This is a genomic window from Undibacterium sp. TC9W (assembly GCF_049339865.1).
Lineage (GTDB): Bacteria > Pseudomonadota > Gammaproteobacteria > Burkholderiales > Burkholderiaceae_D > Undibacterium.
In genome coordinates this window covers 201,198-220,640 of record NZ_JBMPPJ010000003.1, presented here as the reverse complement: position 1 = coordinate 220,640, position 19,443 = coordinate 201,198, and the positions used below count along the sequence as shown (strand labels likewise).

Annotated in this window: 12 protein-coding genes and 1 tRNA gene; 5 read left to right on the top strand and 8 right to left on the bottom strand. The window is 50.3% G+C overall.

What is annotated here, in order from left to right:
- The first annotated feature begins 41 nt into the window (after positions 1-41).
- From ACO0LN_RS05125 to ACO0LN_RS05115, 3 genes are all read left to right on the top strand, one after another.
- Positions 42-1,256 (top strand): MFS transporter, encoded by a 1,215-nt coding sequence (locus ACO0LN_RS05125; RefSeq protein WP_422971605.1) that lies wholly within the window; start codon positions 42-44, stop codon positions 1,254-1,256.
- A 17-nt stretch (positions 1,257-1,273) separates the two neighbouring features.
- Complete coding sequence (locus ACO0LN_RS05120; protein ID WP_174244972.1) at positions 1,274-1,411, top strand: hypothetical protein; 138 nt, start codon at positions 1,274-1,276, stop codon at positions 1,409-1,411.
- Positions 1,412-1,538: 127 nt separating this feature from the next.
- Complete coding sequence (locus ACO0LN_RS05115) at positions 1,539-3,707, top strand: M3 family metallopeptidase (protein ID WP_422971603.1); 2,169 nt, start codon at positions 1,539-1,541, stop codon at positions 3,705-3,707.
- Between the two features lie 63 nt (positions 3,708-3,770).
- On the opposite strand, the gene ACO0LN_RS05110 is transcribed toward ACO0LN_RS05115, so the two are convergent.
- Positions 3,771-4,583, bottom strand: a complete 813-nt coding sequence (locus ACO0LN_RS05110) for an AraC family transcriptional regulator (RefSeq protein WP_422971601.1) — start codon at positions 4,581-4,583, stop codon at positions 3,771-3,773.
- Positions 4,584-4,733: 150 nt separating this feature from the next.
- Between ACO0LN_RS05110 and ACO0LN_RS05105 the strand changes: the two genes are divergently transcribed.
- Positions 4,734-5,939, top strand: a complete 1,206-nt coding sequence (locus ACO0LN_RS05105) for an MFS transporter (protein WP_422971599.1) — start codon at positions 4,734-4,736, stop codon at positions 5,937-5,939.
- A 217-nt stretch (positions 5,940-6,156) separates the two neighbouring features.
- On the opposite strand, the gene ACO0LN_RS05100 is transcribed toward ACO0LN_RS05105, so the two are convergent.
- From ACO0LN_RS05100 to ACO0LN_RS05070, 7 genes are all read right to left on the bottom strand, one after another.
- Positions 6,157-6,441 (bottom strand): energy transducer TonB, encoded by a 285-nt coding sequence (locus ACO0LN_RS05100; RefSeq protein WP_422952604.1) that lies wholly within the window; start codon positions 6,439-6,441, stop codon positions 6,157-6,159.
- Between the two features lie 190 nt (positions 6,442-6,631).
- Positions 6,632-8,401: a methyl-accepting chemotaxis protein gene (locus ACO0LN_RS05095; RefSeq protein WP_422971596.1), complete on the bottom strand. Its 1,770-nt coding sequence runs from the start codon at positions 8,399-8,401 to the stop codon at positions 6,632-6,634.
- Positions 8,402-8,966: 565 nt separating this feature from the next.
- Complete coding sequence (locus ACO0LN_RS05090; protein ID WP_422971594.1) at positions 8,967-11,819, bottom strand: TonB-dependent receptor domain-containing protein; 2,853 nt, start codon at positions 11,817-11,819, stop codon at positions 8,967-8,969.
- An 870-nt stretch (positions 11,820-12,689) separates the two neighbouring features.
- The gene (locus ACO0LN_RS05085) at positions 12,690-13,706 is read right to left on the bottom strand and encodes an AraC family transcriptional regulator ligand-binding domain-containing protein (protein ID WP_422971592.1); all 1,017 of its coding nucleotides are present in this window, start codon (positions 13,704-13,706) and stop codon (positions 12,690-12,692) included.
- A 30-nt stretch (positions 13,707-13,736) separates the two neighbouring features.
- Complete coding sequence (locus ACO0LN_RS05080) at positions 13,737-14,801, bottom strand: NAD-dependent epimerase/dehydratase family protein (protein WP_422971590.1); 1,065 nt, start codon at positions 14,799-14,801, stop codon at positions 13,737-13,739.
- Positions 14,802-15,116: 315 nt separating this feature from the next.
- Positions 15,117-17,825: a TonB-dependent receptor gene (locus ACO0LN_RS05075; protein ID WP_422971588.1), complete on the bottom strand. Its 2,709-nt coding sequence runs from the start codon at positions 17,823-17,825 to the stop codon at positions 15,117-15,119.
- Between the two features lie 653 nt (positions 17,826-18,478).
- Positions 18,479-19,030: a c-type cytochrome gene (locus ACO0LN_RS05070; protein WP_422971586.1), complete on the bottom strand. Its 552-nt coding sequence runs from the start codon at positions 19,028-19,030 to the stop codon at positions 18,479-18,481.
- A gap of 269 nt (positions 19,031-19,299) precedes the next feature.
- On the opposite strand from ACO0LN_RS05070, the gene ACO0LN_RS05065 reads away from it, so the two are divergent.
- Positions 19,300-19,376: transfer RNA gene (locus ACO0LN_RS05065), tRNA-Arg, on the top strand.
- Positions 19,377-19,443 lie beyond the last annotated feature (67 nt).

Below are 19,443 nucleotides of genomic sequence, written 5' to 3'. Positions count from 1 at the left end.
GATTGGCATACACTAAGCAAGTTTGCTTATAAGTGAAAATCATGACAACGACACGCACCCCCGACCTGAAAACCGTGCTGCTGGCCAGCGGTATTGTGATTACCTTGTCCATGGGTGTCAGACATGGTTTTGGTTTCTGGATGCAACCCATCTCACAGCAACATGGCTGGACCAGGGAAACCTTCTCGATGGCGATGGCCATGCAAAACCTGATGTGGGGTGTGTTTGGCCCACTGGCAGGCATGGTGATAGACAAGGTAGGCACGACAAAAATGATGATACTGGGTGCATTTTTGTATGCGGCCGGGTTGTTATGGATGGCGCTGATAGACCAGCCTGTGCTGTTCATTGTCGGCACCGGGATACTGATAGGTGGTGCACTGGCTTGCACATCCTTTGGTGCAGTCAGCGGCATCATAGGCCGCACGGCACCGCTGGAAAAACGTTCCTGGGCCTTTGGTATTTCTTCTGCCGCAGGCTCCTTTGGCCAGTTCGTCATGATGCCGATAGAGCAGCAATTGATAGACCGCGCAGGCTGGCAAAATGCCTTTTATGTACTGGCTGCCCTGGTCGTTTTGTTGATGGTGCCTATGGCGATGAAGTTGCGTGAACCGGCACTTGAACAAGTCACAGGTCCGCAGCAAAGTATCAGCGAAGCGATACGTGAAGCCTTTGCCTACAAGCCATTTTTGCTGCTGGTAGCCGGTTATTTCGTTTGCGGCTTCCAGTTGGTTTTCATAGGCGTACACATGCCAGCTTATCTGAAAGACAAAGGTGTCATGGATCCCAGCGTGGCGGTATATGCGCTGGCGCTGATTGGTCTGTTTAATATTTTTGGTTCGTACTATGCCGGCAAGCTGGGCGGCATGTTCCCTAAACCTTACCTGCTGTCGGGTATCTATCTGGCGCGTAGCCTGGTCATTGCCCTGTTCTTGCTGGCACCGCTGTCACCGTATTCTGTTTATCTTTTTGCCGCGGCACTGGGCTTGTTATGGTTATCTACCGTGCCACTGACGAATGGCGTCATTGCCGGGATTTTTGGCGTGAAGTATTTGTCGATGCTGTCTGGCTTTGTGTTTTTTTCGCATCAGGTCGGCAGTTTTATCGGTGTCTGGCTGGGTGGCTACATTTACACCAAGACCGGCAGCTACAACACGGTATGGGGCATAGTCCTGGGTCTGGGTATCTTTGCCGCACTCGTGAATTTGCCTATCAGCGAAAAACCGATAGCCCGCGCGGGTGAAGCTATGGCCTGAACAAAGTCGAATAACTCATGACTAAACAATTATCACGCAGATTATTGCGGCTACTGTGGGGCAGCATCATCGTTGTGGTGCTGGCCCTGGTGTTTATCGCCTATCTGCGTCCGTCTTTTGTACTTGACCTGGCGAATCGTTTTGTCATGTGTTGAAGACCCATTTTTGCTACGCACTTTTAGCGCCTCAGGGCGCTATTTTTTTGCCCCGATTGAACGATATATTAGCTTTACGGTCTGCTACACTGTGTTTCCTTTTGATCAAAGATTTTGGTAAAACTACATGAACAAACATCTACTGCTCATTTTGCTGGGTACTGCGCTGGCCGGTCCTGCCACTTATGTCACAGCCGCACCAGCTGATTCTGCCAGCGTCACGCCAAAAAAGACCGCTGGCAAACTGGCGAGCAATCCCTTTGCCAATGCCAGCAAACTGCCTTACCAATATCCGGCTTTTGACCAGATCAAGAATGAACACTACGGCCCTGCCTTCACCGAGGGCATGCGCCAGCATGCTGCCGAAATCGCGCTCATCGCAGGCAGCCATGCCGCCCCTACTTTTGACAATACCGTAGTCGCCATGGAACGTGCGGGCCAGATGCTGAACCGGGTTTCCATCGTCTTTTTCAGCCTGACTGGTGCGAATACCAACCCTACGCTGGAAGCGCTGTCACGCGACCTGGCACCCAAGCTGGCGGCCCATCAGGATCAGATTTTCCTGAATGCGCGCCTGTTCCAGCGCATCAGCAAATTATATGAAGCACGTCAGGCATTGAACCTGGATGCAGAATCCGGGCGCTTGCTGGAACGCTATTACACAGACTTTGTACGCGCCGGTGCCAAGCTGGGTGACAAGGATAAACAAAAACTCAAGAGTCTGAATGCCCAGTTGGCCAGCCTGGCGACCAAGTTCAGCCAGAATGTACTGAAAGAAACCAATGCCTCGTCCATCATTGTTGATAGCAAGGCAGAGCTGCAAGGTTTGTCCGAAGAAGAAATCGCCAGCGCGGCTGAAGCAGCCAAAACACGCGGCCTGAAAGACAAATTCGTAATACCGCTCATGAATACCACCGGCCAGCCATTCGAGGCCAGCCTGGCAAACCGCGCCCTGCGCCAGCGCCTGCATGAAGCATCGGTCAACCGTGGCAGCCATGGTGGTGAGTTTGATAACCGTCAGGTAGCCATCGACCTGGCACGCCTGCGTGCTGAACGTGCGGCCCTGCTGGGTTATGCCAACCATGCCGCCTATGGCCTGGAAGATGAAACCGCCAAGACTACCACCGCAGTCAACAAGATGCTGGGCGAGTTGGCACCGGCAGCAGTCAATAACGCCAGGGCAGAAGGCGCAGAGCTGCAAAAAATCATCGATGCACAGCAAGGTAATTTCAAGCTGGCGGCATGGGACTGGGCGTTTTATACCGAGCAATTACGCAAGGCAAAATACAGCTTTGACGACAGCCAGTTACGCCCTTATTTTGAATTGAAGAATGTGCTGGAAAACGGTGTCTTCTTTGCTGCCACCAAACTGTATGGCATCACTTTCAAAGAACGCACTGACTTGCCGGTGTATCACCCCAGCGTCAAGGTGTATGAGATATTTGATGCAGATGGCAAGAGCATGGCCTTGTTCATCGCCGACATGTATGCGCGCGACACCAAGCGCGGTGGTGCCTGGATGAATGCCTATGTTGAACAATCCTCGCTGTTTGGTACTCACCCTGTGCTTGCCAACCATCTCAATATCCCGCAACCGCCAGCAGGCCAGCCTACCCTGCTGACCTTTGATGAAGTGCGCACGGCTTTCCATGAATTTGGCCATGCCCTGCACGGCCTGTTCTCGAATGTGAAGTACCCGCGTTTTTCTGGCACCAATGTCCCGCGTGACTTTGTCGAATATCCATCCCAGGTGAACGAGATGTGGGCAACCTGGCCTGAGGTATTGAAAAACTATGCCAGACATTATCAAAACGGCGAAGTGATACCGCAGACCCTGGTCGATAAAATCACGGCAGCCAATAAATTCAATCAGGGTTTTGCAACCACGGAATATCTGGCAGCATCGCTGCTGGACCAACGCTGGCATCAACTGACACCAGCGCAGATACCAAAAGATGCCCTGGCCTTTGAAGCTGATGCATTGAAACAGGCTGGCGTCGATTTTGCCCCGGTGCCACCGCGTTACCGCAGCACTTATTTCTCGCACATCTTTGGTGGCGGCTATTCAGCCGGTTACTACGCTTATCTGTGGAGTGAAGTGCTGGATGCCGAGAGCGTGGAATGGTTCAAGGAAAACGGCGGCCTGAACCGCAAGAATGGTGACTGGTTCCGTCAGCAATTATTGTCCAAGGGTGGCAGCATGGACCCGCTGGAATCTTTCCGTAATTTCCGCGGACGCGAACCAAAGATAGAACCATTGCTGATACGTCGCGGCTTGCAATCAGGCTCTAAATAAGCAGTGCCAACAGTGCTCATTCAGTGAGGAATAAGCGCTGGTTTTTCTCGCTGACGAGCCCGGTCAGTTTTCAGCAAAGAACTGGCTAGGTGTCTGGTCAAACTGTTTGCGGAACATGGTAGAGAAGGCGCTGGGGCTGTCATAGCCCAGTGCCAGGGCGACGTCGATGATTTTCTCACCCGTTGCCAGCAATTCCAGCGCCCGCAGCAAGCGGGCCTGTTGCCGCCATTGACCAAAGGTCATGCCGGTTTCTTTCACGAACAGACGCTGTATGGTCTTCACATCCACGGCCAGGCGTCGCGCCCAGTCCGCCATCGTAGAGGAATCATCGAGTTGCTGCTGGAGCAGCTCACAAATTCTCAGCAAACGCGGGTCGGACGGCATTTGCAAATGCAAAGGCAACACGGGCAGCACACGTATTTCATCAAGTATCAATCGCATGACACGGCCATCGCGGCTGTCGGGTATATAGGGCAAATCGGACAAATCGGGCTGACTTAATTCCATGGCAGCGCGGATAAGCTCGCGTAATAAAGGCGAGATACCGACTGCCTGGGTAAAGCCGGGTAAACCGGAGGCCGCATCCGTCGCCACCGTCACGCTGCGCATGTGCACTTCGCCTATACAGCGTATCTCATGCGTCATGCCAGCCACCATCCAGATGGCACGGGTAGGCGGCACCACCCAGCGACCGACTTCCGTCTGCACCACCATCACACCACGTACCGCATAAATCAGTTGATGCCTGGCATGCAGATGCGGCGCAATGTGCCAGTTGGCTGGATAGTCAGTAGCCCTGCCGCTGACAGGTGAAGGCAGCTCATCAATTTCTTTAAGCGCTTGAGCCAGGGCCTTGGGTTTGCGGGATGTATCCATGTCCTTTTCTCAAGGGTTGTTGGCGGATTGGCGCGAGACAGGCTGTCCAGTACGGGGGATAATTCTGCCATACCGGTACCAAGGCAGCAGCGCAGATAACCCGTTTTACTGTCGGCAGCCTGATTCCATTCTAAAGTGAAAGGCATCTCCATGACAATTTCCGCAACAACCTCTGACACTGGCCAGCCCACCGCGCCCCCTGCGTTCGGCATCCTGGGTGCCATCAGCAGTGCGCACATGATCAACGACATGATGCAATCGCTGATACTGGCGATGTATCCTATCTTGAAGGGTGAGTTCTCGCTGAGCTTCAGCCAGGTGGGGCTGATTACCCTGACCTATCAACTGACGGCCTCGCTGCTGCAACCGCTGGTGGGTGTTTTTACCGACCGCCGGCCACAACCATATTCACTGCCATTCGGCATGACATCAACGCTGATCGGGTTGATAATGCTGGCCTTTGCCCCCAGCTTTGGCTTCGTGCTACTCGCAGCAGCCTTTGTCGGCATAGGATCATCCATCTTCCATCCCGAGTCTTCGCGCATTGCACGGCTGGCCTCGGGCGGGCGGCATGGGTTTGCGCAGTCGGTGTTCCAGGTCGGCGGTAATATGGGCACGGCGATAGGCCCACTGCTGGCGGCCATCGTTATCGTGCCTTTCGGCCAGCGCAGCGTGGCATGGTTCGGACTGGCCGCCATCTTGGGCATAGGACTGCTGCTACAAGTGAGTCGCTGGTATGCAGCACACCACATTGCTTCTGCTGGCAACCGGAAACCTGTCAGCGTCGCACCTTACCCCCGCAATGTGGTCATAGGTGCTATCGCGATCTTGCTGATACTGATTTTTTCAAAGTATTTCTACGTTGCGGGCATCAGCAGTTTTTACACCTTCTACCTGATGGAACGTTTTGGCCTGACGGTGCAGAATGCGCAGTTGCATCTTTTTTTCTTCCTGTTTGCCTCTGCCTTGGGTACGGTGCTGGGTGGGCCTGTTGGTGACCGCATAGGCCGCAAGCCCGTTATCTGGGTGTCGATACTGGGAGTAGCGCCGTTCGCGCTGATGCTGCCGTATGCCAATCTGTTCTGGACAACGGCGCTGACCATCGTGATCGGACTGGTGCTCTCTTCAGCATTCTCGGCTATCCTGGTGTATGCGCAGGAACTCATGCCTGGCAAGGTAGGCATGGTGTCTGGCCTGTTCTTCGGTTTTGCCTTCGGCATGGGTGGACTGGGTGCTGCGGTGCTGGGTATCTTCGCTGACCGTACCAGCATTGCCTTTGTCTATCAGACCATAGCCTACCTGCCGCTACTGGGCGTGGTGGCTGCGCTGTTACCCAGGGAGGTACGGCGAGTCTGAAAGGTGCGAACAGACTTGCGGTTTCAAAACCTGCCAGTTCGCAGAGCCTCAGAATCGGTTTTATTTGTCAGCCAGAGTGCTTCTCAAATTTTGATTCAGAATCTTGATTCATAAGCTTGATTCATAAAACAGGAAGGGGACACGATCATGTGTCCCCTTCCTGTTTGTATATTCTGGTTTGCTATTCAGTTAATCAAGATACTGAACTTCAAACTGATTACTCAAGCTTCCAGACAAAATCGACCTTGGCCCATAATTGATCAGCTTTGCCATCCTTGGTGCCTGGTTTGAATTTGCATTGACTCAATGCTGTCAGTGCAGCCTTGTCCAGGCTCTTGGAGCCGCTGGATTTTTCTACTTTGGATTCAACGACCTTGCCATCTGCCGCAATCAGGAAACCCATGGTAACAGTGCCGGTTTCTTCATTCATCAATGCTGCTTTTGGATACTTGGGTGGTTCGCAGGACTTGCTGTCCATGACTGGAGAAGTTTCTGCGGCCATGACGGAGGCACTGGCACATAACAGCAAGGACGAGATGAGTAAGGATATTTGTGGTTTCATAGGACTCTTCTTATGCATTTTCTATTCAGTATAAAAAACTTCCAACAGATTTCAAGGCCAGACACTATTCGCAACAATTGCGGTTTTCAGTGACATGGATTGATCTCCTCATCACTGAAAACCTGCGACATCAGAATTCTTCCCATTCATCAGCGCTTGCAGAAGCCGCCTTTTTAGGAGTTGCCTTGGGTGCAGCTTTGCTTACCGTTTTAGCGGCAGGCAATGATTTGACAGCGCTGCTTCTGGATTTGGTTTTGATCGAGGCCACAGGTTCGACACGGCGTAACGGCGCTTGTGCCATCGACGGAGCAATATACTGGCTGCGTTCACCTGCCTGCAGTTTGAAGACACTGACCACTTTCGCCAGTTCAGAAGCCTGATCCTGCAAGCTCTGTGCAGCTGCTGCAGCTTGTTCAACAAGGGCGGCATTTTGCTGGGTCATGCCGTCCATTTCTATGATGGCGTGATTAACGTGCTCAATACCCACGCTTTGTTCCTGGCTCGCTGCACTGATTTCGGCAATGATGTCTGTCACATGTTTAACACTGGAGACTACCTGGTCTATCGTAACGCCTGCCTGGCCCACCAGCTTGGTGCCAATTTCGACTTTCTCGACCGAGGTACCGATCAGGGTTTTGATCTCTTTGGCGGCTGCAGCGCTGCGTTGTGCCAGGTTACGCACTTCTGCCGCAACCACGGCAAAACCACGGCCCTGTTCACCGGCACGGGCGGCTTCTACCGCCGCATTCAAGGCCAGGATATTGGTCTGGAATGCGATGCCATCAATGACGCTGATGATATCGACAATTTTCTTCGACGACTCATTGATGGAACCCATGGTATCCACCACCTGGGCAACTACTACACCACCCTGGCGCGCTACTTCAGATGCAGAGGCAGCCAGTTGATTTGCTTCACGTGCATTGTCGGCATTTTGTTTGACCGTAGTCGTCAGTTCTTTCATCGACGACGTGGTTTTTTCCAGCGAGCTGGCCTGCTGCTCAGTGCGGGAAGACAAATCCAGGTTACCGGTCGTGATTTCACTCGATGCCGTGGCGATAGTGTCAGTACCATTGCGTACCTGGGCGACGATATTCACCAGGCTATCGCGCATGTTTTTCATTTCATACAGCAGGCTGGCATCGTCACCATGCTTCAATTCGATCGGCGCAGTCAAGTCACCAGCAGCAATCTGGCCAGCGATAGTGGCAGCATAATCTGGCTCGCCACCAAGTTGCCTGAGCAGGCTGCGGCTAATCACAAAGGCTGCAAAAACACCGGCAGCAACTGCCAGCACACCCAGTATTGTCATCATGCTGGTCGCGGCTTTAAAGGCTGAACTTGCCTCTTCTGCGGTCTGGGTATTGAGTTTATCTTCCAGCGTAACGAGTTCATCCAGCGTATCCAGCCATTTTTTCTGTACCGGGCGCAGTTTCTTGATCAGGGTGATGGTTGCAGCTTCTGCATTGTTTGCCAGACCCAGTTCCTGTGCTTTGGCAGGCAGGGCAGCGGCGGCGGTTTCGGTTTCCTTCAACTTCGCCAGCAAGGTTTTCTTTTCTGCTGAGACATTACCTTCTTCAGTTACTATCTTGCTCAACTTTTCATCGGCGGCGGCATACTGTTTGGATTGCTCGGCAATCTTTTTCAGTTCCGGTTCCATATCGCCAGCATCATTGAGCAGGGTCAGATTTCGCAGAGAAACCATGCGGTCATACACGATCGCACGCATGTCCAGTGCCAGACGGGTCTCGGCATTGCTGACGTTCACTATCTTTTCCAGCCGCCCCTGAATCTGAGACATTCTTGAAATGCCGACGAGGGTCACGGCAATTAAAAACGTCAAAACCAGAGCAAAGCCCAGTCCCAGACGCCTACTTACTGTCATTTTTGATAAATTCATTTGCTTGGCTGGTGTGAAAAATGGTTGAGGAAGATGGGAACACAGGTATTATGAAATACTACTCTGAATGCTTACATTTGCTAACAAAATTGCCGTCAGGACACTTTTTTTTACAAATACCTGACGAAGCCTGCATTTATTGAAAAAACGATGGTCAAGCAAGGGAAAAGCAAGCGACAAAGTTAGAAATATACTCGAATTTTGCTCAGTAGCAAGGGCTTTTTACTGGTATTCCTCCTCTGTGGAAACCAAATTCAGGCGAATTTATTTACATTTATGCAGCGATAGAAATTTGCTTGTTTTTTATGCAGATTAACTATACTTGCCAGCTCCTGCGGCTGACTAAATTTTGTTCACATTTTTCCGGCTTTCCCCATGGCAATATCGTTTTGTTGGCAAATGACTCTCTTGCCAGAATAACCAGTGGTCTTATATGACAGTCAAGAAAATATATTTTCAAATTTTGTGCAAATCTGAAAATTTTTTGAAAAAAAACCCGGACGCATCCGGGTTTTTTGTTCATCTGTAAATATCAATACAATCAGTATTTTGATCAATATCTCAATCAATATTTGTATTGAGCTGTTACATAGAAGGTACGGCCCAGAGGGTCAGTATAGCGACCATCGTAACCAACCTGATTACCACCACCTGTATTGCGGATAGTGAATGGAGGATCAACATTGAACAGGTTGCGGATACCGCCAGTGATGGTCAGGTTTTTGATGACCTTGGCTTGCAACTGGTAATCAAAAGTGGTGTAGTTGCTGACATCACGGTTCATATCTACATAGCCACCTACGCTGCCATCAGCATTGACGGAACGGACATAGCCATCATCAGCTGATGCGACTTTGTCATGGTAACCAGAACGGTAGTTCATGGTCAGGCTATGTGTGTACTGATCCGACACTTTCAGAGAAGCAACCAGCCTGGAAATGATACGGAAAGTCACATCATCATAAGAATCGAAACGGCCTATGCTGCTTTCTTTCTTGGCACCTGGCACATCTTTTTCTGCTGTGAGCATATAAGTACCAGACCAGTTCACGTTCAGCTTACCGATAGGTGTTGCTGATTTGAGTGTCGCGTCCCAATCCACACCGGAATAACGGGAGCTGGCCAGATTCACAGGGCTACGGTTAGCCACCAGAACTTTGGATTTCTGGATAGGATCGTAGTACAGGGAGATGTATTGATCAGCCAATGAAGGTGTCGTGAAAATCAAATCCTGAGACAATTTCTGGATCTGGTTTTTCAGTTTCACATCCCACCAGTCCAGACCCAGAGATAGGTTGCTGGTTGGTTCAAGGCGGAAGCCGAATGCTGCCTGTTTGGATTCTTCCGCTTTCAGTGCATCTGCACCTGTGCTTGGATTACCTTTTTTCAACAGGCCGTATTCAGAAGTACCACGGCAATATGGGAAACGTGGATCAGTTGCCTTGGTGATAGGGCAAGGGAAGAAATTCGAAGAACCATCGTTTTTCAATGGGTCAGAAATATCATTCAGCGTTGGTGCCTTGAAGCCTGTGCCATAAGAACCGCGCAGCATCAGGCTTTGGACGGGCTGATAACGTGCCGACAATTTGTAAGTTGCCTTGGAAACCGACACGCCCTGGGTACCAGGTTGTGAAGCATTGCCATTGACGTCATAGCTGACATTGTCTTTCTTGACAGCGTCATAGCTGTCATAACGCACAGCTGCTGTCAGGTCCATGTTTTTGATGACAGGCATCAGCAATTCACCGAAAGCACCCCAGCTCTTGCGGGAAGCAACCAGACCCTGTGAACCGGTAGAACCACCGATGATCACATCTGTCCATGCAGGATGTTGCGGGCCAGGACCTTGTACCAGTTCAGTAGGCGCATCATTGAATGACTGCTTGGTTGTGTCTGCACCCAGACCCAGTTGTGCCTTGCCGCCACTCATGTCAAACAATTCTTTGGATGCATGAGCGCTCAGGACATCAATCTTGGACTTGGTGACACTGAGGTTTTCTTGCAGTACCGCTGGTGCCAGGATGGCAGAAGCATTGGCATTGACGATGTAAGGATTATAAGCACCGGATTTGACCAGCGCATCAAAGCGATTGGCGCTCATGTAACCGGATACTGCATCATCTTTTTCTGTGTTTTCAGAATGGGTATAGCTGGCGCTCAAATCCCAGCCCAGGTAATTACTTTCCACACCAAGAACCAGATGACGGGCTTCAGTCTTGTAATTATCGGCACGGCCACCTGCATCATTGGCGCGATAGTAGAAGAACGCATCAGTCACATCATTAGGATTGATGCCTTGTCCGGCCAGCAATGGCACAACAGACTTGTTATACGCACCGATGTAATTCGGATTGATAACTTTTTGGCCTGTGACTGGATCTGTACTGAAAGTAGTCAGCGGCTGGGCTGGCGCTGCATAGCGTGCTTTATTGGAGAAATTGGACATGACCAATTCACCAAACACGGTCGTGTCTTTGCCCAGTTTCAAATTACCGGAGGCAAAGAAACTGTCGCGTTTAAGTTCTGGCAACAGTTGTACTGTCGCGGCGTAGTCATAGCGGCAAACGCCACCACGCTCAAATGTATTCGGGCCATTACATTTTTTGGTGTTCACCAGGTCAGGCGAGAAAGTCGCGTTGTTACCCAGGGAATCATAGATGTCAGCATTGGCTGGCGTGGAGTTGATACTGGTCTGCCAGGTGGCGTACATCTTGCCATCCTTCATGAACTTCTGGACACCAGAATTCGAGAAGCTGCGTTGTGTTGCTTCCAACGGTTTTTGTTCATCATGGCTATACGCAAACAAGACATTGAAGCCGTCTTTTTCAGGATCGCCAAAACCTTTGGAAATAGAGAAGTTACCGCTACGGCCACCGCTTTGTTGCGGGCTGGTCAGAGTTGCTTCTACATTCAGGTCAGTCTGGTTCTTTTTGAGGATGAAGTTGACAACACCGGCAATCGCATCTGAGCCATACAATGTGGAAGCGCCATCAGTCAGAATCTCAACGCGTTCAACAGCAGACAAAGGAATACTGCCAAGGTTGACGGCACTACCTGTGCCATACGGTGCCATGCGGCGACCATTCAACAATACCAGGGTGTAGTCAGTACCAATCGCATGAATGGAGGCAGATTGACGACCGGCACCACCACCGTTGACCGAGGTAGATGCGGTAATAAAGCCCTGCATGGCAGGGAGGGCAGCGACGAGGTCGGCCACATTATTTGCACCACTTTGTTCGATGTCTTTACGGCTCAGAGTTTGCACAGGCAATGCGCCTTCTTGTGCTATCCGTTTGATTGAGGAACCTGTGATTTCCACTTTTTGTACTTCTTGCGACATCGCTGGTTGTGCCAGCAAACCTGCACCGACCGCGACACCACCCAGGAACATCAGGCGAACTGATCGGGCCAACATTTTTTCTACCATGACTAAACCCCCAAAAATGTAACTAATGAGCGAGGCCCACCTGGACAAGATCCCGGTTGGTAACCAGAACCCCCTATTTGTCCACAGCGACCAAATTTCTTTTTTAGATTTTTTCTGCCGGAAAATGATCAAAAGCAATTCGTCGCAATTTGTTCATCATTTGTCTGTTTCAATTACTGTTACATTTTCCGAAAAAAAATCTCCTTGTCATGGAACCATTTGAAAACTTTGATGTCAAGACCGCATATTTCGTTTCGAAAACGTAAATTTTCTCGTCATCAAGTTAAATTGTTAAAAATGTGCAGGTCATAAAATTACGCAAGATCAACTGTTGCGTAATAACGTCGCCCTGCGATATTTATATTTAATTTAGCCAATTATTCATATCCAAGAATTTGCACGCGGCTAAAAGCTGAAATGACAGGATAAAAAATGGGCATTTATAGACCGTGCACTATTTTGGACTTTAAATGTTATTGCTTTTTTCATCATCTGAAATTTGTATGTACAATTTCGACTAATTTCGACAAATTGAAATGAGGAATAATTTTTCCGACAAGAACTATCGAGCGCCTCATTCAATGACTTGGGCTGTCTCTTAATGACAACAGGTTATGCGTCAGCCATAAAATGTTATGTGTTTTAATAACAATTTCTTTTCCCGGAACACCATCGTCAAATTGCAATATGCGTGCTTAAACTGGCAATAAGTCACCAAAAAGCCAGCAAATCCCGCCTATGCTTAGTCGAAAATGTGTGCCAGCCTCAGCAATTGCGGAGGGGCAGGCCGCTGGCAGCGTTTGAGACTTCGTTGAAACTTCGGGCAGATTTGTCAGTCCAACCGGCAATCTTGCAAACTCAATGCGTAGTGCTGACCAGGACATTTAAGTCTTGCCGGTAGGCCGCAGGGGTATTACCGGTCCAGTCCTTAAATGCCCTGATAAAGGAATTCACTTCCTGAAATCCCAGGAGGTAAGCAATTTCTCCCTGTGAGACAGAGGCGGTACTCAGGTAATGCTGCGCCAGTTGCTGGCGGGTGGCGTTGAGTACGTCCTTGAAACTGGTGGATTCTTCACTCAGTTGCCGCTGCAGGCTACGCTTGCTGAGGGCAAGATGCCGGGCGACAGCCTCTATCGAATATTCGCCTGCCGGCAAGCCCTCCAGCAATACCGCTCTGACACGTTCACTGATCTTTGCCGTCGCATCTAGTGTAGATAGCCGCTTGCGCAAACCCGGTTCGAAATATCCCCACATGGCTTCATTGGCAGTCAGGAAGGGTATGGCTGCATCCCGGGCAGAAAATGTCAGCCGTATGAGCGCCCCTTTTTTTGGTGTGAGGCCAAAGTATGCGGCATAGTCATCCAGGTTTGCGGGCACTTCCGGCAGCATCACCTCCAGTGGAATGACACGGTAGCGTGTGCCCAGGCGGATGAGCTGCGTCAGAAAGACCAGTTCTGTCATCGCCAGACTCTTGGGAATATGGCCTTCATTGCCATAGCATTCCAGCGTTATGACAGTCTTGGCCTGCCCGGCCTGCACGTTCAGTGTCATTGGCCCGACCAGCTTCTTGAATGCAGACAAGCGCTGCATGGCGACATTCAGGTTGGGGCTGCACAAGCTCGCGAAAATCGGTGGGTCAAATGCTTCAACCGAGATGGCCGCGCCAACCAGCAACGGCAGCAATGCTACTCCAGCCGAGGTCTCTATGGCTTGCCACAAGCCGAAATACTGGGCTGCAGTAATCGTGCTGTCCTTGCGCGTAAACAGGTCTGCCGGCAACTGCGCCAGACGCAGCAAGTGATCGGGGTTGAGACCTATGTCGCTGAGCAGCAGTCGCCAGCCAGGCTGGACAGAGAAATGGGTCGCTCGTTTCATTTTTTCAGTTCACCTTGCTCAGGTTGACACTCAAGGCTTGGGAATCTGCCCACTGTCTATCATTTGCTGAAACATATCCTGAATTGTAACTTGCAAGGGACGGTAAGACATCCTGAGCTCGCGGATGCTCTTGCCATTGTCTGCCCGCCAGGCATAAGCAACATTTCTGGAAATCATTTTACGTGTGATGCTTTTATCAGCAAGAGGTGCGACCAGCCAGACCAGCCATTTTGGCAGAATGCGGCGCGGTACAGGATAGTCCTTGTATTCAGGCAGCAAGGCCTGGGCTATCATGGGCAGCGAGCTGTCATGTGCTGAAACGATATGGCGTCCTTTGGCGTCTGGCAGATAAGCTGCACGCAGATGAGCTTCGGCCACATCGCGCACATCGACTGCACCACAGCCTATATCGGGAATACCAGCCTTCATGCGCCCATCCCCCAACTGACGGACGAAATTGAAACTTTCCGAGGAAGTTCCTTGCGCATTCAAGCCGGGACCAAGAATGAAGCTGGGGTTGATGACAACCAGGTTCCAGCGAGTCTGCTGCTTCGCAATTTCCCATGCCAAATGCTCGGCTATCGTTTTCGAATACGAATAGGGTACATGTTGCAATGAAGAGCTGGTATTCCAGATGTCTTCCGTCAAAACCTGGCGGGACGTGTTGGCAACATCCGCACAGTCACCATAGATGGCCGCACAACTGCTGGTCAGCACCACGCGTGTTACTGATTCGGTTTTGTTAGCTGTTTCCAGCACATTTTGTGTCCCCAGTTTTGCCGGATCGACGAGATCCTTCTGGGCGTCATTGACGTCCAGGCGGAATGGGGAGGCGGTATGGAAAACGATCGCGCATCCCTGCATGGCTTCGGCATAGGACCCCTCGTCAAGCAAATCGGCCTTGAAATATCGTATGCTTCCCGGTAATTTAAGAGCCATCTGGTCCAGATGGGCAAGTTTTGCTACATCCCCGGGATTACGGACGGCAGCATGGACGGTCACACCTTCTTCCAGCAATCGTTTCACTATCCACCCAGCGACATAGCCGGTAGCGCCAGTCACAAGGACAGGTTTGGTCTTGTCTATGTTCAGCATGCTTTGCTCTCACAGGTTTCAGTTCATGGAAATGCCTGCCATGCAACAGCTCTGGCGGCGGCTTTGATTGATATTTTCCCCTGAGGCTTGCATACAGGCACCATCAAAGCGCGCCACATGATATGCAATGCACGCCATGGACATGACAGCCATGGCGAAGCCGCATGCATATACACATACGCATGCCGCACGTCATAAAAAAACCCCCACAAGCAAGCTTGTGGGGGTTTTGTCTTTCAACCTGCCTTGGTACTGGCATCATCAGTGCAAACTGGTGATGCCAGAACTCAGGCCATGCTGTCAGTTACGTCAACATTAGAATGTGTAACGTCCACCGATGTTCCAGTAACGGCCAACTGCGCCGGACTGATGCAGGGATGGGTTGTAGTTGATACGGCCATAAGTCTGGACGTCCAACGGTGCCATCTTGTCGAACAGGTTAGTGATGGATGCTGTGAATTCCAGGTTTTTGGAATATTTCCATTTACCGAACACGTCAACTGTCGTGAAGGAGGCAATACGGCAACCGAGGTAAGGCTTACCGTTGGCATCAACGTCGAGGCAGTCACCACCGATTTCATTGGTGTCGCTGATACTTGATACATGGTTAACGTTACCGGACAATGTCCAAGGACCACGTTCCCAACCCATGCTAACGCTGACTTTAGTACGTGGAGTACCGCCGTCACCAGACAAGTTCACGTCACCGTGAGTACCAGCAAATTCGTGCGTAGTACCATCGGCATCAGTTCTCTTGAACTCGTTCATGTAAGTAACGACCAGACCAGCATTCAACTTGCCGTTGCTGCCCATGTCGTACTTCGCACGCATATCCAGATCCAGACCGGACGTTTGTGTCTTACCAGCATTCAGGTAAGGCGCTTTCACCATCAGGATAGGACCAACCAGGCCAGGGAAGTTGGTCGTTGGTTCGCCACGCACGATTTGTGCATCTGGGTAGCCAGCTGGATTGTTAACAATCGCACCTGGGTCAGAACCGCCAATTTCGCCATCACGAACAATTTTCCACCAGTCCAGGGAGATACTGAAGTTCTTGATCGGTTCTACAACCAGACCAAGGCTGTAGCTCTTGGATGTTTCAGGCTTGATGTTTTTGTTGCCGATTGTGATAGCACCAACTTGTTGTGATGAGCAATCAGCTGGCAATTTAGTTACCGCGCAACGGATAGGATCGCTGGCGATGTTGGTAAATGCAGCTACAGCGGAATCACCATTCTCTGCCGCGCTAGGAGCACGGAAACCTTCAGCATACGTACCACGGAATGCGATGGTATTGGTAGGCGTGAATTTGAAACCAGCTTTAGGTGTAGTGGAGCGGCCATAGTCAGAGTACTTGTCTGAACGGGCAGCCAACTGGAATTCCAGGGATTTCCATACCGGGATCGCCAATTCTGTGTAGATCGCGCTAACGTTGCGTGAACCTTTGGCAGCAGAGTAACCCAGACCAGCGATGTCATTCGTGTTAGTGAATGGTGTTGCTTCGCTGTTGGTTTCTTCTTTACGGTACTCAGCACCTACCGCAATCGCCAATGGACCACCTGGCAATTGTGTCAGTTCACGGGTTGCCTTGAAATCGACAGAAGTGCTCTTCGTTACACCAGAGTTTTTCAACGTTGGAGAAACCAGTGCCAGTACTTCAGGTGTATTGACACGGCCTTGACCAATACGGAAAGTACCATTCGCCACGGCTGCTTTCAAAGCAGATTGACGGTAGTAACCATTTTGAGTCTTGTCTGTTTTGCTTTCAGCATACAGGAAGCCTGCATCGTAATCCCACTCAGCAACTGTGCCTTTTACGCCAGCCAGGAAACGGGTAACAGTTGTTTCCAGATCGGCAGTACGTGGACGTGCAGCGTCAATCCAACGTGGACGTGCGCGCGCATCAGCAAATGGATTGTCTGGATGGCCGATAGGCAGCAACAACTGGTCAGGACCTGTACCAGTATTGTTGACACGTGCATTGACCAGATCGAAACCAGCGCCAGTCAGGCCAGATGGTGTAGTCTGTGTTTTTGCCTTGCTGTTGAACAAACCGAGTTCTGTGTAAGCTGTAGTTTTGTCATTGATGGCAAAAGTACCGCGTGCGTACAGATTCAGGTTTTGTGTTTCTGGCTGAATAGTCTGGTAGGCAACTGGGTCAAACAAGCAACCGCCGCCAGCATTATCCAGGGACGTGCCGCCGACTGGATCCAGGTTTGTAGCAGAGCAAGTACCTGGCAATTGCTGAACGCCACGGCCAGCGATAGTGCCGCCAGTTGCACTTACTGGACGTACTGTACCCAGCATATTGCTACCACCGGCATTACCGGAAGTGATGAAACCACCGCGTTGATCACGGCCACCCCATGGACGTGCATCAGCCTGGCCGATGTAGTCACTGCGGTCTTTTTGCCAGATTTTTTCTTGTTTCTTCGCATCAATCGTCATGAAGACGTTGTACTTGTCTTGTTGCAGATTACCGAAACCGATCGCAGCAGAAGCGCTCAGGTTGCGGCCATCGCCACGGGAAGACTGGCCGATATTGGCGGCAACAGATTGACCAACGTAGTTTTGACGCAGGATCACGTTAACCACGCCAGCGATAGCGTCAGAACCGTAAATCGCGGATGCGCCATCTTTCAGGATCTCGATACGATCAACTGCATCCAGAGGGATAGAGTTCAAATCGACGAAGCTGCGTTGACCGTCATCACCGAAACCATACGGTGCTGTGCGGCGGCCATTGATCAGCACCAGAGTGGAGCTGACGCTCAGACCACGCAGGGAAACGCCGGAAGCACTACCAGCGAAACCGTTAGTGAAAGAGCCACTGATACTACCGTTATTGTCAGCAGAGATACTGCGGACCACATCAGCGATAGAAGTTTTGCCTGTTTGTTCGATGTCTTTGCGGCTCAGGATTTGAGTCGTTGCAACACCTTCTGTTTCAGTACGTTTAATACTGGAACCGGTAATTTCAACTTTCTGTACGCCTTCTTGTGCGAAAGTTGGTTGAGCCATCATACCCATGCTCAACAACAAACCACTGGAACAGATCATTCTTACCGATCTTGAAATTGTTTTTTCTTTTATCACTATTGCGCTCCGTTCTTTATATGTTCTAAACAAAATCCGGCAAAAACCAAACAAACTTTGCCAGATTGCAAAATTACCAAATAATATGGAAATTTTTTTTTACGCGTGGGAAATTCTGAGAAATTACTTTCAAAAAATTTGCCTCAGCATGAGAACATCTAAGAGATTCCATTGTCAATATTGATAGAATGCATGCAGCAAAAAAACAACAAGATGCAATTATGGCAAAATAAAGACAAACGGCAGCGTCTGCATTTGATTCTGAATATAGAGGGAAGTTCCGCAGAAAGGAGAAATTTTTTAGGGAACAGTGATTAATGGAAACATTATCACGAGAGTAATAATTTCGGCTTATTCACTAGCATTTGGAATAACAATTACTCAAGAAAATTTTGCACCAAAATGTATCAAAATAAAACAGTTTGTACCAGAAAATATCTTATTTTGACTATATTTAACTGAAATTCAGTGTGATTTTTAATTTGATTGTCTGGAAAATGCAGACAAAACAAACAAAAAACCCCGGCGCACCGGGGTTTTTTGTTTGCCTGAGTGACAGGCGAATACTGAATACTGAAAACTTATTTTGCCGATGCTTCGGCAGAAGCTGCTGCTGGTGCAGCTGCCTTGACTTCAGGTTCCTTGAACTTGGCACCACCGGCATTGGCCAGATGAACAACGGCACGGGCAACTTCAATATCATCCAGGTCAGGATTACCGCCTTTGGCCGGCATGGCACGCAGGCCGCCCAAAGCATTGGCAACTACCTTGTCGTAACCCTGGGCAATGCGTGGGCCCCAGGCAGCAGCATCGCCAAATTTCGGAGCGCCAGCGGCACCGCTGTCATGACATGCAGCGCAAATCGTTTTATAGACGGTTTCGCCAGATTGCAGAGTTTTAGGACCATTGGCATCCTTGAAATTGAAACCCTGATCAGCCACCGGGGCGATACGGGCAGCAACGGCCTCTGGCGTCAGTGCAGATGAACCTGCCCCAACTTTTTTGTCATTCGATACATACTGTACCAGCAAGACAATGGCGATAATGGGGACCAGGAATCCGGCGAGGATAGCAACGATGAGTTGCTTAGGGGTCTTGATCGCTGATTCGTGTTCGTCGTGCGCGTCGCTCATGGTTTCCTCAATGCAAATGAATTAGGTACAGAAAATCTGTTCGTCTATGCTGGCAGGCAATTGAACCACGCACGCCAAAGCTTGGAATTATAGTGCGAAAGCGTCGTGTTTGGAACGAAAAGCAAGTACCACGCGCCAAGAATGCGGAAAATCTGGCTGGTTTAACGACAATTTCCCTGCTTTGATACGTAAGGCCGGGCTTAATTTGGGTTAGAATGTTGCCCTTGCATCACCCCTGTATCACTTATGCATGTCTATGCATAATCTACGCGCCAGTAGCTCAGTTGGATAGAGTACAGCCCTCCGAAGGCTGGGGTCGCACGTTCGATTCGTGTCTGGCGCGCCATAATTTTCTTGTCCCTCGTCCCTTTTCCCTGCCCCCTGCTGCACTTGGCATTTTTGTATGTCCGGGT